We start from the raw sequence: 13769 nt of genomic DNA on the forward strand, positions 1-13769 counted from the left end.
GGATACAATAATGGCTTTAGATACACAAAAGATTATCGATGATTTAAAAGAAGCTTCAATTCTAGAACTAAACGACCTTGTTAAGGCTATCGAAGAAGAATTCGATGTTAAGGCTGCTGCTCCAGTTGCTGCTGCCGGTGCTGCTGGTGGCGACGCTGCTGCAGAAAAGGACTCATTCGACGTTGAACTTACAGAAGCAGGTCAAGAAAAGGTTAAGGTTATCAAGGAAGTTCGTGGTATCACAGGACTTGGCTTGAAGGACTCAAAGGACCTTGTTGATGGTGCTCCTAAGGTTATCAAGGAAGGCGTTGCTAAGGCTGACGCTGACGAAATGAAGACAAAGCTAGAAGCTGTTGGTGCAACAGTTACATTGAAGTAATTCACTTTAATGATAAAATTAATCCTCGTAAGAGGATTTTTTTTTACCCTCAAATAGAGAAAGGGGAAAATTATGGCTAATCAGTATTTTGATAATACACCGGATCTAGAACACGAATTAAAGAAATTCGATTTTACGCTTAGAAACCATAATCTTAAATTTATTTCTGATAGTGGAGTTTTTTCACGTCAAACGATTGATTATGGTTCAAGAGTTTTAATTGAAGCAATTGATTTTCAAAATATTCCTGAAGGTAATATTTTGGATGTTGGTTGTGGATATGGACCTATTGGCTTAGCTCTGGCTAAAGAACAAAAATCCCGTCAAGTTACAATGGTTGACGTCAATCTTAGAGCTTTAGACCTAGCTAAACAAAATGCCGCTAACAATAGTATCGAAAACGTGGACATTTTTGAGTCAGATGTTTATAAAGATGTCGATAAAAAATATGCGTTGATTGTTTCCAATCCACCAGTCCGTGCGGGTAAGAATGTTGTTACCGCAATTTTGGAGGAGTCTAAGAACTACTTGTTAAATAGTGGCGAGCTTTGGATCGTTTTACAAAAGAAGCAAGGTGCACCATCAGCTAAGAAGTTGATGGAGAAGACTTTTGGCAATGTCGAAATTGTTGTTCGAGATAAAGGTTATTATATTTTAAAAAGTAAATTGATTTAAATTTTTGCTCAATATGGTATATTTTGTGTTGGAGGCGTTTACATATGAAGAAGAAATTAATTATTTTGACGATATTATCCGCCGTTTCAGCGGGATCATTTTTTGCAGTACGTAAATTGAATCATTTTATGAAAGATAAGGCTGTCAAACAAGACCGTAAGAAATTAGAGTCCTTGGTTGATAAATATCTACATGGCAACGAAAAACTACTGGAATTTGTTGGGACTTTATCTGATAGTCAAGTTAGAGAATTAGTTGAAATTTTGGACTCAATTCAAAAACAAAGAGATCAGTTAAAGTTGAAATCACCAGCAATTCCAGAATATTTGGAAAAGAAAGTAACTCAATTACTCAATTAATATGATATTTTCAGAAGAAAAAATAAATAATTACATGGATCTAGCTTTAGATGAAGCTAAAAAAGCCGGTGAACGTAAAGAAGTTCCGATTGGTTGTATTATCGTTGATAATCAAACTGGTGAAGTGATTTCAGTAGGCTCAAATGAACGTGAGGAAACTCAAAATGCTATTAAACACGCGGAGATTATTGCGATTGAAGCGGCCTGTGCAAAAGTAGGTAGTTGGCGTTTGGAGCACACGAGTTTATTTGTGACTTTGGAACCATGTCCAATGTGTGCCGGTGCTATTATTAATAGCCGTATTGAAGAGGTTATTTTTGGTGCTAGTGATCCCAAGGCTGGATCAGTTGGTTCAATTAATAATTTACTGGCGGAGACTAGATATAATCATCAACCAGAGGTTCTCAGTGGTATTAAGGAACAAGAAGCTGGGGATCTTTTAAGAAATTTCTTTAGAGAAATTCGCCGCAAAAAGTAGAAAAAAACTATTATTTATAGTATGATAGTTATTGCCGCAAGGCCTTAGGGCAATGATGCTCTTGTGAACTGTGTCAGATCCGGAAGGAAGCAGCACTAAGCAGGGTGTGTCATGTGCCTTTTGTTATGCATATAAGCCTCCTAACCAATTTGGTTAGGAGTTTTTTTGTGGCTATTTTGAAATATGATGTAATTTTTTTCCAAGCAGTATTTGTCAAAAATCTTGTGGTAAAATTTACATATTAGATTTTTAAAGGAGTTAAAATGGCATATCAAGCACTTTATCGAGTTTGGCGTCCCCAAACTTTTTCTGATGTAATCGGCCAAGATGTTATTACTCAGACACTGCGCAATGCGGTTGCTAGTCAGATGACTAGTCATGCTTATTTGTTCAGTGGTCCACGTGGTACTGGTAAAACATCTTGTGCCAAAATTTTAGCCAAAGCGGTGAATTGCCTTAATCCACATGATGGCGAACCGTGCAATGAATGTGAAATTTGCAAAGCTGCAAATGAAAACCGTTTGAATGATGTAATTGAAATTGATGCGGCTTCAAACAATGGTGTTGAAGAGATCCGTGATATTAGAGACAAAGTAAAATACGCACCAACCGAAGCCAAGTTTAAAGTTTACATTATCGATGAAGTTCATATGCTTTCACAAGGTGCCTTCAATGCTTTATTGAAGACTTTGGAAGAACCACCGGCTAATGTCATGTTCATTTTGGCTACAACTGAACCACAAAAGATTCCTGCAACAATTATTTCTAGAACACAGAGTTTCAATTTCCGTCGTATTTCACGTCAGGATATTTTGAAACGAATGGAATTTATTTTAAATGATAAGAATATCAAATATGATGAAGAAGCTTTGAACATTATCGCTGCTTCCGCTGAAGGTGGAATGCGTGATGCTTTGAGTATTTTGGATCAGGCTTTGTCATATGGTGATGATGAATTAACCTTGAAGAACGCCCAAGAAGTAACGGGTGCTTTGAGTAATGAACAGATTGTTTCCTATATGACAGCTATCGCTGAAAATAATCCAGCCGAAGCTTTAACTAATTTGTATCAGATTTTAGCTAGTGGACGTTCAGCGTTACGTTTTACAGAAATGATTATTCGCGTTTGTCGAAATCTTATTTTGTATAATTCTGATTCGGATTTGTCTAGTAAGATGGATAAGTCAGTAATGACCGATGAATTATTGGCTATCTCAGATAAATTTGATAATTCACGTCTGTTTTATATTGTTGATCAAGTCAGTGCAACGCAAAAGAATTTGAAAAACTCGAATCAAACTGATATTTATATGGAAATTTTGACCGTTAAAATCAGTGAACCAAAAATTGCTCAACAGAGTGCAGCGCCGGCAGCAACCAGTGAGACTAATGATAATCAGGTTGGCAGTGCTGAATTAGATAAGTTGAGAGATGAAGTTTCACATTTACAAAATGAAGTAAAAGACCTTTCGACAGGGACTGTGGTCAAGAAAGCAGAACCTAAGAAAACTCGTCGTCGGGCTAATACGAATGCTCGTTTGAACAAGACAGCTATCTATAAAGTTTTGGGTAGTGCAACTAAAAAAGATCTAATGGCTGCTAAAGAAATTTGGCCTGACCTAATGAGTATGCTTTCCATAACTCAACGTGCTATGATGAAAGTCGCAGAACCTGTGGCTGCATCGTCAGAAGGTGTTGTAGTAGCTTTTGATTATGAGATGTGGTTTGAACAGGCTCAAGATGATTCAGAGTTTTTAAAGGAATTAGAAAACAATGTTAGTCGTTTGATGAAGAAGGATTCTCAAATTGTTTTAGTTCCTAAAGCTGATTGGCCAAAGATTCGCAAAGAATATATTAATAATAATATTGATTTAAACAATCAAGGCAATGTAGAATCAAAGCAAGAACCAAAAAAGAAAACTGATCCCACCGTTGATGAAGCTGTAAAATTATTTGGTGACGATATAGTTGATATAAAAAATGACTAGGAGGAATTATTTATGAGTAAAGGTATGCCAAATATGGGTGGAATGGGTGGCAACATGGCCAACATTATGCGCCAAGCCCAAAAGATGCAAAAAGAAGTTCAAGCAACAACTGAAGAACTTAACAAAACAGAATATACAGGTAAGTCAGTTGATGATTTTGTCACAGTTAAAGTAACTGGTGATAAGAAGATTGCTGATATGACAATCAGTGAAAAGATCATTGATCCAGATGATCCAGACACTTTGCAAGATATGTTGATCGATGCTTTGAATAATGCCTTCGAAGCCGTTGATAATGATAAAGAAGCTAAATTAGGTAAATACACAAACGGGTTGATGTAATGAAATATCCAGAACCAATATCAAAATTAATTGATAGTTATATGATGTTACCAGGAATTGGTCGCAAAACTGCAACCAGAATGGCATTCTTTACACTTGGAATGGACAAAGACCAAGTGCAAGAGTTTGCTGATAATTTAATTTCCGCAAAGACAGATTTGAAGAGTTGTAAAATTTGTGGAAATATTACTACTGAGGATATTTGTAATATATGTAGTGATAAGAGTCGTGATCAGTCAGTTATTTTAGTCGTTGAACAAGCTAAAGATATTATGTCTTTGGATGATATGAATGGTTATAATGGCTTGTATCACGTTCTAGGAGGGGTCTTATCGCCAGTCGATGGAGTTGGCCCAGAAGATTTGAATATTAAGTTGTTGCTGAATCGCTTAAAGACTAATCAGAATGTTAAAGAATTAATTATTGCAACTAATGCGACGCCAGAAGGAGAAGCAACTGCTCAATATTTAGCCAAATTAGTTAAGCCAGCAGGAATAAAAGTAACTAGATTAGCACATGGATTAGCTGTTGGATCTGATATTGAATACGCGGATGAAATGACTTTGAAGAGTGCGGTTCTAGGTCGCAGGGAGATTTAACATGTTTGGTAGAAAAAAAATATCTGTCCAGAAAATGGAAGATGATCGCCTCTTAGATAATATTCATCAGATTCAACAAAGAATTGGTAATACACAAAGAATGATGAACAATTCGGTTGATATCGATGATACGACAAGAATCAGGTTAAAACTTGATCAGTTGAAGTATCAATTCTTGTATCTAGAAGCAAGAAGAAGAAAAGCTAAAGCTAAGGCTACAACAAATATTATTTTCGGAGACGAGGATACATTTTTGAAGCAACCTAGTCGTGCTGAAAAACACTGGTAATTAGTTAAGGCGGATTGTGCTTAATTTCCGTCTTCCATAAAAATTGGGAATACCTTGGAACGCCATGGGCGCGACTTGAAGCTAATTATTTTACACTTTGTGTAAAATAATGGATCTCCAAGATCGGCCTCATTGTAAATGGCAAAGCCATTAACAATGATCTCATGGCTGAAGGTATTTCCAATTTTTCCTCCAGACTAGATAGTGTTTTAGTTAACTTAAAATAAAAAACAGTATTTATTTAGAATTCCGTTAGTGCGTATAAAATATACGTATGGAGTTTCTGAATAGATACTGTTATTTTTTTACTTTAAATATTAGAAAAACAGATGATTAAATAGAATAGGATTCGGTCCAGACCAATCGAGCTTGTTGTGGAGGACGTCATACTTAATCTCTTAGAATAATATCTTAGGAAGTTTCATTTATTTCCAATTTCAAGTAAAATAGTAGTAATCATCTAGGAGAGATTATATGTCAGGAATATTTATTTCGTTTGAAGGACCAGATGGGGCTGGTAAGACGACAGCTCTGAAAAAAATTATGCCACTATTGCAGGCCAAAACCGATAAGGAGATTGTCTTATCTAGGGAACCCGGTGGTAGTCAAATTTCTGAAAAAATCAGAAAAATCATTTTGGATATTCATGATGAAGAGATGGATGCCAGAACAGAAGCACTATTATATGCAGCAGCTAGACGTCAACATTTAATCGATGTAATTTTACCAACCTTATCTGAGGGTAAAATTATGTTGAGTGATAGATTTGTTGACAGTTCAATTGCTTATCAAGGCGGAGGCCGTCAAATCGGTACTAAAGAAGTCGCTGATATTAACAATTTTGCGATTGAAGGGCACTTACCAGATTTAACAATTTACTTTGACGTGACTCCCGATGTAGGATTAGCTCGAATCAAGAAAGATCATGCCGGACAAATGGATCGTTTGGAGAAGGCTGCTATGAGTTTCCACGAGCGTGTCTATGATTCTTACAAAGAGATTGTCAAAGATAATACTGAACGTATCAAGACTGTTGATGCAGCCCAAGCACCTGATAAAGTGGTTCAGGATGCTGTTGAAATTATTGTGCAAAGATTTCCTAATATTTTTACTAAAGGAGAATAACAATGAAATTAATTTTAGCCATCATTCAAGACAAAGATAGTCAACAACTACAAGAAAAGCTTGTTAAGGGCGGCTTTAGAGCTACCCAATTACCATCTACTGGTGGTTTCTTGAAAGCTGGTAATTGTACCTTTATTATTGGTGTTGAAGAAGAGAAGGTTGATGATGTCTTAGCAATTATCAAGAAGAATTGTCACACACGTTCTCAATACGTTACACCAACATTTTTAATGCCAGAAGCAGCTTCGAGTTTGTCCGAGCCTATTGAAGTACAAGTTGGCGGTGCTACTTGCTTCATTTTGCCAGTTGATAAATTTGTGAGATTCTAAAAATGGAGAGTTTACAAACTGAGCAGCCTAAAGTTGTTCAAGAATTTCAAAAAATTATTTCTTCTAATATGTTGTCACATGCGTATTTAATCGATAGTGCTTCTTCCAAAGTTAGACAGCAGATGGCTATTTGGTTAGCCCAGAGTCAATTCTGTGAGAATCTTCAAGATGGCGCCCCTGATCAGACTTGTCAAAAATGTCGTACAATTGCCCTTGGGGATAACCCCGATGTTTTGGAAGTGGAAACTGAGAAGCAGAGTATTGGTGTCGATGATATTAAATTCTTTAAAAAAGAAGCTAATATGACGGCGACACAAGGAAAAAGACGAATCTTGATTATCGATGAAGCTGAGAAGATGACGAACGCAGCTAGTAATAACTTGTTAAAAACAATTGAAGAACCAGAAGGTAATCTGATGATTATTTTATTGGCTGATTCTGCAAAACAACTTTTACCAACGATTCAATCACGTGTACAGATTTTTCATTTGTCGAATAAGAGTAATGAAGAAGAAATCGAAAGTTTAATCAACGAAGGATTCAAAAAAGAACAAGCTGAAAATGCCTTGAAAGTCACCGATATTAAATATTTGGAAAGTATTACAGCTGATAAGTACCAATCGTTATTAACCGCAATTACGAATTGGTTAAAAGAAATCAATAAACAAAAAATAAATAGTTTTATCGACATTCAGACTGATATCATGCCTTTAGTAGAGAATAAAAATCAGCAACATTTGGTTTTCGACATGTTGAATCAAATGTTTAGTGATATATTATCAATTAGGTACAATTTAGAAAAATCAACATTAACGACGCAAGATTTACTCTCAAATAAAGGGATCAAAAAAATTGTAAAGATGTCTGATGACTTATTCACAGCCGAACAGATGTGGAAAAGTAATGTATCGTTTCAAGCAATTTTAGAAGATTTGTCATTAAAATTTGTGGATTAGTAGGTGAAATCATGGCAGAGAAAGATTTATATGATGAATTTGAAACAATCACAAATCAACTAAATGATATAAGTAAAAAGGTTTCTTTGCTAAAAGAGGAACTATCCGATACTTTGGAAAAAAACGAAGAGATTAAGTTGGAAAACCAAAATCTTCGCAAACATTTAGAAAAGGTTGGCTACGAGGAAAAGGATTTTAATGGTAACACGTTATCTGGTTCGCGATTGAATTTGGAAAAGCTATATCGCAAAGGATTCCATGTTTGCCAACAATATTACGGTTCACACCGCGATAATGACGAGGAATGTCTTTTCTGCATGAATGTTTTGTACGGAACTAACTGGAAAAAGAATAAAAAAGTTAAAAAGATTTAAGTAAGGGGAGCTATTTGAATGAAGGAACAAAGGAGTTTTGTTGATAATTCGAAGGGCTGCCTTTTTTTAGTGCCAACGCCCATTGGTAATTTAGAAGACATGACTTTTCGAGCTGTTAACACTTTAAAGGAAGCAGATTTAGTAGCAGCTGAGGATACGCGTAATACTAAAAATTTATTAAATCATTTTGAAATACCGACAGAATTAATAAGTTTTCATGAGCATAATACTGCTCAAAGAATTCCTGAATTAATTGAAAAAATGAATTCTGGTCTCAAAATTGCTCAAGTTAGTGATGCTGGAGCTCCATCAATCAGTGATCCGGGCAAGGAACTAGTTAAAGCTGCCATTAAGGAAGAAATTCCGGTAGTCCCACTACCAGGTGCGACAGCTTCAATAACGGCGCTAATAGCTTCTGGTATAGAACCACAGCCATTTTATTTCTTTGGCTTTTTGCCTCGTAAAGGAAGAGAAAGAACTGAAGCTTTAGTAGATTTAGCTAATCGTAGTGAAACAACGATTGTTTATGAGTCACCATATCGAGTAAAGAAGACAATCCAAGATTTGATTGCTAAATTTGGTCCAGAGCGCCGGATAACTTTGGCCCGTGAATTAACTAAAATACATGAAGCTTTTTTGCGTGGTAGTTTACAAGATGTGGCTCAATATTATGAAGAAAACGATCCTAAAGGTGAGTATGTCTTAATAATTGCAGGAAAACCAGCTGATCAGACAGAAGTTAGTTCAGATGCTGACTTAGTAGCAGCGGTGGATAACTTGATTGACCATGGTAAGAAACCTAATAAGGCTATCAAAGAAGTAGCCGCCGACAACGGTTTGAAGAAACAAACTGTGTATAACCTTTATCATGGAATTGGAGAAGAAGAATAGTGACAGATAGAGAAACATATTCAATGGAAGTAGAAGTACCATATTATTTTGCCAATTTTACAGGTGATATTCGTTTATCAGCTTTGATCGACATTATGTTACTAACTTCCGAAAAACAATTACACCAAGCTGATGCTGATAGTACAGAGATGGTTATGAACAATGGCTTAGGATGGGTAGTTGTTCAATATCATATGGATATCAATCAGATGCCACGTTTAGGCCAGAAATTAAAAGTTACTACACAAGCAACAAGCTACAATAAGTACTTTTTCTATCGTGATTTCTGGATTGAAGATATGGACGGCAATGTCATGGTTAAAGCCCAAAGTGCTTTTGTTTTGATCGACATTAAAGAGCGTAAGATTGTTAGTGCTGCAGATCGTTTGGAAAATAAATTTGGTGCTGAAGAAGTTAATCGAATTCAGAGATTTGCTCGTTTACGTGTGCCAGAAGATTATGATTTCAAACAACCACAACATATTGGTTACTATAATATCGATGTTAATAAACATGTTAATAACTCTTACTATTTTGATTGGATGGTAGATACATTAGATACAGATTATATTGCCAGTCATCATTTGAAGAGTATGGACATTAAGTATGAAAAAGAACTTAATTTGGAAAGCGAACCATTGTCATTCGCTAAAGTAGATTCAGAAAACCACACATCAACTCATTGGATAAAGAATGGTGATACTTTGAATGTTATTGCTCAATTAGGATGGGAAGATAAATAGGGATAGTGGTTCTTTAGTTTAGTTAGCATTTGATGCCATCCTCCACAAGGATTGGGAATGCATTGGAACGCTATGGGCGCGATTCGGAGCTAATCATTTTACACTTCGTGCAAAATAATGGATCTCCGAAGTCGGCCTTATTGTAATCGGCAAAGCCGATAACAATAATTTCATAGCTGAACGCATTCCCAATTCTTGCTCCGGATTAGATAGTGTTCTGATTTTTTATTTTGCGGATTTTAATATTGACGAGAAAATGATTTTTATTATATAGTTCCGTGTTCCAGAGCAATAGTGCTTGTTGCGGAGGGCGACATCCTTAGCAAAACCTTATCCAAAAACCAATTACTTGTATAGTTATTTTATTGTGCTACCATATTTAAGTATTCAAAAATATTTGGGGTAGGATTCAAGGCGTTAAGTGCCGATGGAACGGAATGTGAACATCGGACGAAGAGATTTTCTCGCGATCTTGTTTCCGCATTCGCCACTTTATATATGTCTCTTTTATATTCTGTGGCAGCTCCGTTGGGAGATGTCGATTATGAACAGTAGAACGAAAGTCGTTAGTGTTCAAGGAATTACGTGGATGGCTTTGTTAATAGCATTGCAAATGGTATTGTCAAAGTTGTCGATTGGTAGCAACATGATGCAGGTAGGGTTTAGCTTCATTGCTGTTGGATTGTTGGGATATTACTTTGGTCCCGTAAAGGCTGGAATTGCTAATGTTTTAGCAGATATTATCAGTCATACGATTATGGCAACGGGAGGCAGTTTCTTCTTAGGTTTCACTTTAACTGCTTTAGTATCTGGAGTGATTTATGGTTACATGTTACACAATCACAAGGTTACAGTTTTAAGAACATTTATCACGGTCTTATTGATTACGGTAATTGTTAATACTGGACTTAATACTTTGTGGATTCACATGATGACCAATGTACCTTATCTGACGTTGTTAGTACCAAGGATTGCGAAAGAGGCATTTAGTTTGGTTTATCAAACTGGTCTTCTTTTCATCGTATTGAGATGGATAGATAATTCGAAATTTAATAGAATCGACCGATAGGTCGATTTTTTTTTGTTTAAAATTATGTGTTAAAATAATTCTATTAAGAATGAGGGATAAACGTAATGAAAATATTAGCATTTGATACATCAAATAAACCGTTATCCGTTGCAGTAGTTGTGGATGGCAAAGTTTTAGCACACATAGAGTCAACTGAGAAGAAAACGCACAGTGTTTCCTTACTACCTGATATTCAAAATGGGTTGCAAGAAGCAGGGCTTACAATGGCTGATATCGACTTGATTGCTGTTGCCAAAGGTCCAGGTTCCTACACAGGTGTAAGAATTGCTGTGACAGTAGCTAAAACTTTAGCTGATACTTTAAATAAAAAATTAGTAGGAGTTTCTAGTTTGAAACTCTTAGCTGCAAATGGTGACAAAAAACATCTCTTGGTTCCTTTAATGGATGCCAGAAATGATAATGCTTTTGCTGGTGTTTATGTAACAAATCGTGATGGCAGATTATTAACTGTTGTTGCGGATCATCACACTTCAATGGCCAATCTATTTGAAACATTAAAACAATATGAGCCTAATGAATTGGAGTTCATTAACGCTACGCCTAGATTACAAGAATTAATTCAAAAACAATTTCCTGAAGCAACAATAGTTATGAGTGAAGATTCATTGCCAGATGCTGGCAAGTTGGCTAAAATTGCAGAGACAACTAGAGCTGTTAAGGATATTGATAATTTTATCCCGACATACTTGCGTTTAACTCAGGCGGAACATGATTGGTACGCTAAAGGTAATAAGGAAGACAAAAATGTTTCCTATGTTGAAGAAGTTTAAAAATATCTTATCTAATAATAAGAAGGAAAAATTTGATTTTGAAAAACAATTAGTTACGATCGATGGACAGGAATTTACCTTAAGAAAGGCTATTCCAGATGATTCGATTGAATATATGCGAATTCAAGAAACAATTTATCCAATTCCGGTACCATGGCCAATTGATATCGTTGAAATGGAAATTGGTAATAAGAATGCGCTCTATTTGTCATTGGTTAATGAGACTGGTGTCGTAGCTTTTATCGGTATTTCACTGAGTGATAGGACAGAATCACATATCACTAATTTGGCGGTTAACAGTGATTATCAGAATTTAGGTATTGGACATTTATTATTGAATCAGGCTTTTGCATATTGTCGCAAACGTGAATTCGAAAAAATGTCATTAGAGGTTGATGTAACTAATGATGCTGCAATTGCCTTATATGAAGCTTTTGGCTTTAAGGTAAAAACGGTGCACAAAAAGTATTATTTTAGAAATCATCACGATGCTTTAGAAATGATGGTTGATTTGTAGGGGAGAACATTGTGGAAAAAGATACGTTAATAATGTCATTTGAAAGTAGTTGTGATGAAACTTCAGTCGCTATTATTAAAAATGGTAAAGAAATCTTATCAAATATTATTGCAACACAAATAAAGAGTCATCAACGTTTTGGTGGAGTAGTACCAGAAGTTGCTAGCCGTCATCACGTTGAAGAAGTAACTCGTTGTATCAATATGGCTTTGGACGAGGCAAAAGTTGGTTATAGTGATCTCGATGCTGTAGCCGTAACTTATGGTCCTGGCTTAGTCGGTTCATTGTTGATTGGAATCATGGCTGCTAAAACAGTAGCATTTGCACACAATCTACCTTTGATCAAAGTTAACCATTTAGCTGGACACATTTATTCAGCTAATTTCGTGACTGACCTACAATATCCATTCATGTCCTTGTTAGTTTCTGGTGGACATACGGAGATTGTTTTAGTCACAGCTCCTGGAGTTTTCCACACCCTTGGTGATACTAGGGATGATGCTGTTGGTGAAGCTTATGATAAAATCGGCCGTATCTTAGGAATTAATTATCCAGCTGGTAAAAAAGTTGATCAGATGGCTGCTAAAGGTAAGGATACTTTCAATTTTCCAAGAGCAATGGTACAAGAAGATAACTTGGACTTCAGTTTCAGTGGATTGAAGAGTGCCTTCATCAATCGTGTTCATCACGCTGATCAAGTTCATGAACAGTTGAATAAAGATGATTTGGCTGCCAGCTTCCAAGGTGCCGTCCTGGATATTTTGAGCAATAAGATATTTAGAGCTTTGAAACAACATCCAGTTAAGCAATTGATTGTCGGTGGAGGTGTCTCCGCTAATCAAGGCTTACGTAAACGTTTGGCTGAAGAAATCGAAAAACGTCATATGGATATGGAATTAGTTTTCCCACCATTAAGACTTTGTGGTGACAATGCCGCTATGATCGGTGCAATGGCTCAGATTCAATATGATAAAGGTGATTTTGCTGAATTAGATTTGAATGCTGATCCTAGCTTAGATTTTGATATGGAATAAATGGATACCTCTAAGTTGAACATTGACTATAGAGGTATTTTTATATACAAATTGCAAATAATACTAATTATTTGTAAAAAGGGATTAATAAATCTAGAAAATTGTGGTAAAAAAGATGAGAGGTGTAATTGATGGAAAATAGAACGGTTATTTCATATGTGCTGCTAAAGTATGATAAGAGTACTGATGGGATTTATACGAAAGCCACTAACAATGGCACTTTTGAAATTCCTAGTTTTGAATTTGATCCGGCTGAAAATGAAACTTCAACTGATTTAAAAATGCATATTATTGAGAGATTGAAGATGCTTGATGCAGGAATCGACATCGACCATTTATTTATTCCATTCACCAACTTATCTGTTTCTTCAGATTTCAAGATTTACAACTACTTGGTATTAGTCTTTGAATCAGATCATGATGTGTTTGCCACAATGGAAGATGAATCTTGGTATCAAGTTAAATATGATCTTAAAAATAAAATTTGGAATCTGGCTTGGCAAAGCGGCATGGAACATGTCAATGATTTTCAAATTAAAGACAGATCTTTGAATCAATATGCCGTAAATAGTTCGATGAATGATGAAATTGATTTTTGCAATATCATGCACTTTGTAGCTCAAGAGACACAGGAATTTCCTATCTTGGGATTGATGTCGGGAACTGAGTTTACTCAAAAAGAAGTATTACATTATCAAAAATTATTGGGCTTCAAAAACAGTAGTCTTAAAACAACTTTGGCATTTGAGAGTAAATATTCAGATGCGATTAAAGCCATCGACGAAACCTCTTATAAGATAAAAAATAAATATTTACAAAGATAAAAATAAG

Annotated in this window: 19 protein-coding genes, 1 other RNA gene and 1 riboswitch; all 20 genes read left to right on the forward strand. The window is 35.7% G+C overall.

Going from position 1 to position 13769, the window contains the following annotated elements:
- Window positions 1–10: 10 nt before the first annotated feature.
- The 20 genes from rplL (at window position 11) to LKACC16343_RS04835 (ending at window position 13762) form a co-directional block, all read left to right on the forward strand.
- Window positions 11–379, forward strand: a complete 369-nt coding sequence (gene rplL, locus LKACC16343_RS04740; protein WP_054642519.1) for a 50S ribosomal protein L7/L12 — start codon at window positions 11–13, stop codon at window positions 377–379.
- A 72-nt stretch (window positions 380–451) separates the two neighbouring features.
- Window positions 452–1054, forward strand: coding sequence for a class I SAM-dependent methyltransferase (locus LKACC16343_RS04745; protein ID WP_056954533.1), 603 nt, complete (start codon window positions 452–454; stop codon window positions 1052–1054).
- Between the two features lie 44 nt (window positions 1055–1098).
- Entirely contained in the window at window positions 1099–1413 is a 315-nt protein-coding gene (locus LKACC16343_RS04750; RefSeq protein ID WP_056954535.1) for a hypothetical protein, read from the forward strand.
- 1 nt (window position 1414) lies between these two features.
- Window positions 1415–1891: a nucleoside deaminase gene (locus tag LKACC16343_RS04755; RefSeq protein WP_056954537.1), complete on the forward strand. Its 477-nt coding sequence runs from the start codon at window positions 1415–1417 to the stop codon at window positions 1889–1891.
- A 36-nt stretch (window positions 1892–1927) separates the two neighbouring features.
- An RNA gene (gene ffs / locus LKACC16343_RS04760) (signal recognition particle sRNA small type) lies at window positions 1928–2028 on the forward strand.
- A 126-nt stretch (window positions 2029–2154) separates the two neighbouring features.
- The gene (gene dnaX / locus LKACC16343_RS04765) at window positions 2155–3879 is read left to right on the forward strand and encodes a DNA polymerase III subunit gamma/tau (protein WP_056954539.1); all 1725 of its coding nucleotides are present in this window, start codon (window positions 2155–2157) and stop codon (window positions 3877–3879) included.
- Between the two features lie 33 nt (window positions 3880–3912).
- Window positions 3913–4221 carry a YbaB/EbfC family nucleoid-associated protein gene (locus tag LKACC16343_RS04770; protein WP_025085114.1) on the forward strand — a complete coding sequence of 103 codons (309 nt, stop codon included), beginning with the start codon at window positions 3913–3915 and terminating at the stop codon, window positions 4219–4221.
- The gene (recR, locus tag LKACC16343_RS04775) at window positions 4221–4820 is read left to right on the forward strand and encodes a recombination mediator RecR (RefSeq protein WP_056954542.1); all 600 of its coding nucleotides are present in this window, start codon (window positions 4221–4223) and stop codon (window positions 4818–4820) included. The genes LKACC16343_RS04770 and recR overlap by 1 nt, the downstream gene beginning before the upstream one ends.
- 1 nt (window position 4821) lies before the next feature.
- Window positions 4822–5109 carry a YaaL family protein gene (locus LKACC16343_RS04780; RefSeq protein WP_056954543.1) on the forward strand — a complete coding sequence of 96 codons (288 nt, stop codon included), beginning with the start codon at window positions 4822–4824 and terminating at the stop codon, window positions 5107–5109.
- A gap of 474 nt (window positions 5110–5583) precedes the next feature.
- Window positions 5584–6234, forward strand: a complete 651-nt coding sequence (tmk, locus tag LKACC16343_RS04785) for a dTMP kinase (protein WP_056954544.1) — start codon at window positions 5584–5586, stop codon at window positions 6232–6234.
- A 2-nt stretch (window positions 6235–6236) separates the two neighbouring features.
- The gene (locus tag LKACC16343_RS04790) at window positions 6237–6563 is read left to right on the forward strand and encodes a cyclic-di-AMP receptor (protein WP_056954547.1); all 327 of its coding nucleotides are present in this window, start codon (window positions 6237–6239) and stop codon (window positions 6561–6563) included.
- A 2-nt stretch (window positions 6564–6565) separates the two neighbouring features.
- Window positions 6566–7519 carry a DNA polymerase III subunit delta' gene (locus LKACC16343_RS04795; RefSeq protein ID WP_056954549.1) on the forward strand — a complete coding sequence of 318 codons (954 nt, stop codon included), beginning with the start codon at window positions 6566–6568 and terminating at the stop codon, window positions 7517–7519.
- An 11-nt stretch (window positions 7520–7530) separates the two neighbouring features.
- Window positions 7531–7893, forward strand: coding sequence for a DNA replication initiation control protein YabA (locus LKACC16343_RS04800; RefSeq protein ID WP_025085108.1), 363 nt, complete (start codon window positions 7531–7533; stop codon window positions 7891–7893).
- A gap of 18 nt (window positions 7894–7911) precedes the next feature.
- The gene (rsmI, locus tag LKACC16343_RS04805; protein ID WP_056954552.1) at window positions 7912–8784 is read left to right on the forward strand and encodes a 16S rRNA (cytidine(1402)-2'-O)-methyltransferase; all 873 of its coding nucleotides are present in this window, start codon (window positions 7912–7914) and stop codon (window positions 8782–8784) included.
- Complete coding sequence (locus tag LKACC16343_RS04810) at window positions 8784–9527, forward strand: acyl-[acyl-carrier-protein] thioesterase (RefSeq protein WP_056954554.1); 744 nt, start codon at window positions 8784–8786, stop codon at window positions 9525–9527. Before rsmI ends, LKACC16343_RS04810 begins: the two co-directional genes overlap by 1 nt.
- A gap of 396 nt (window positions 9528–9923) precedes the next feature.
- Window positions 9924–10019, forward strand: a riboswitch (THF riboswitch).
- Between the two features lie 52 nt (window positions 10020–10071).
- The gene (locus tag LKACC16343_RS04815; protein ID WP_056954556.1) at window positions 10072–10596 is read left to right on the forward strand and encodes a folate family ECF transporter S component; all 525 of its coding nucleotides are present in this window, start codon (window positions 10072–10074) and stop codon (window positions 10594–10596) included.
- A gap of 65 nt (window positions 10597–10661) precedes the next feature.
- A complete protein-coding gene (gene tsaB / locus LKACC16343_RS04820) occupies window positions 10662–11387 on the forward strand; it encodes a tRNA (adenosine(37)-N6)-threonylcarbamoyltransferase complex dimerization subunit type 1 TsaB (protein WP_056954558.1) in 726 nt (241 codons plus the stop codon).
- Window positions 11362–11904 (forward strand): ribosomal protein S18-alanine N-acetyltransferase, encoded by a 543-nt coding sequence (rimI, locus tag LKACC16343_RS04825; protein ID WP_056954560.1) that lies wholly within the window; start codon window positions 11362–11364, stop codon window positions 11902–11904. Before tsaB ends, rimI begins: the two co-directional genes overlap by 26 nt.
- A gap of 11 nt (window positions 11905–11915) precedes the next feature.
- Complete coding sequence (gene tsaD, locus LKACC16343_RS04830) at window positions 11916–12938, forward strand: tRNA (adenosine(37)-N6)-threonylcarbamoyltransferase complex transferase subunit TsaD (RefSeq protein WP_056954562.1); 1023 nt, start codon at window positions 11916–11918, stop codon at window positions 12936–12938.
- Between the two features lie 131 nt (window positions 12939–13069).
- Window positions 13070–13762 carry a hypothetical protein gene (locus LKACC16343_RS04835; RefSeq protein WP_056954564.1) on the forward strand — a complete coding sequence of 231 codons (693 nt, stop codon included), beginning with the start codon at window positions 13070–13072 and terminating at the stop codon, window positions 13760–13762.
- The last annotated feature ends 7 nt before the right edge of the window (window positions 13763–13769 follow it).

Origin of the sequence: Companilactobacillus bobalius, from assembly GCF_002179915.1 — a bacterium.
GTDB lineage: Bacteria > Bacillota > Bacilli > Lactobacillales > Lactobacillaceae > Companilactobacillus > Companilactobacillus bobalius.

What these genes read in the sequence shown, in the direction of transcription:
- rplL (WP_054642519.1), top strand. Translation starts at nt 11, where the DNA reads ATGGCTTTAGATACACAAAAGATTATCGATGATTTAAAAGAAGCTTCA.
- LKACC16343_RS04745 (WP_056954533.1), top strand. Translation starts at nt 452, where the DNA reads ATGGCTAATCAGTATTTTGATAATACACCGGATCTAGAACACGAATTA.
- LKACC16343_RS04750 (WP_056954535.1), top strand. Translation starts at nt 1,099, where the DNA reads ATGAAGAAGAAATTAATTATTTTGACGATATTATCCGCCGTTTCAGCG.
- LKACC16343_RS04755 (WP_056954537.1), top strand. Translation starts at nt 1,415, where the DNA reads ATGATATTTTCAGAAGAAAAAATAAATAATTACATGGATCTAGCTTTA.
- dnaX (WP_056954539.1), top strand. Translation starts at nt 2,155, where the DNA reads ATGGCATATCAAGCACTTTATCGAGTTTGGCGTCCCCAAACTTTTTCT.
- LKACC16343_RS04770 (WP_025085114.1), top strand. Translation starts at nt 3,913, where the DNA reads ATGGGTGGAATGGGTGGCAACATGGCCAACATTATGCGCCAAGCCCAA.
- recR (WP_056954542.1), top strand. Translation starts at nt 4,221, where the DNA reads ATGAAATATCCAGAACCAATATCAAAATTAATTGATAGTTATATGATG.
- LKACC16343_RS04780 (WP_056954543.1), top strand. Translation starts at nt 4,822, where the DNA reads ATGTTTGGTAGAAAAAAAATATCTGTCCAGAAAATGGAAGATGATCGC.
- tmk (WP_056954544.1), top strand. Translation starts at nt 5,584, where the DNA reads ATGTCAGGAATATTTATTTCGTTTGAAGGACCAGATGGGGCTGGTAAG.
- LKACC16343_RS04790 (WP_056954547.1), top strand. Translation starts at nt 6,237, where the DNA reads ATGAAATTAATTTTAGCCATCATTCAAGACAAAGATAGTCAACAACTA.
- LKACC16343_RS04795 (WP_056954549.1), top strand. Translation starts at nt 6,566, where the DNA reads ATGGAGAGTTTACAAACTGAGCAGCCTAAAGTTGTTCAAGAATTTCAA.
- LKACC16343_RS04800 (WP_025085108.1), top strand. Translation starts at nt 7,531, where the DNA reads ATGGCAGAGAAAGATTTATATGATGAATTTGAAACAATCACAAATCAA.
- rsmI (WP_056954552.1), top strand. Translation starts at nt 7,912, where the DNA reads ATGAAGGAACAAAGGAGTTTTGTTGATAATTCGAAGGGCTGCCTTTTT.
- LKACC16343_RS04815 (WP_056954556.1), top strand. Translation starts at nt 10,072, where the DNA reads ATGAACAGTAGAACGAAAGTCGTTAGTGTTCAAGGAATTACGTGGATG.
- tsaB (WP_056954558.1), top strand. Translation starts at nt 10,662, where the DNA reads ATGAAAATATTAGCATTTGATACATCAAATAAACCGTTATCCGTTGCA.
- rimI (WP_056954560.1), top strand. Translation starts at nt 11,362, where the DNA reads ATGTTTCCTATGTTGAAGAAGTTTAAAAATATCTTATCTAATAATAAG.
- LKACC16343_RS04835 (WP_056954564.1), top strand. Translation starts at nt 13,070, where the DNA reads ATGGAAAATAGAACGGTTATTTCATATGTGCTGCTAAAGTATGATAAG.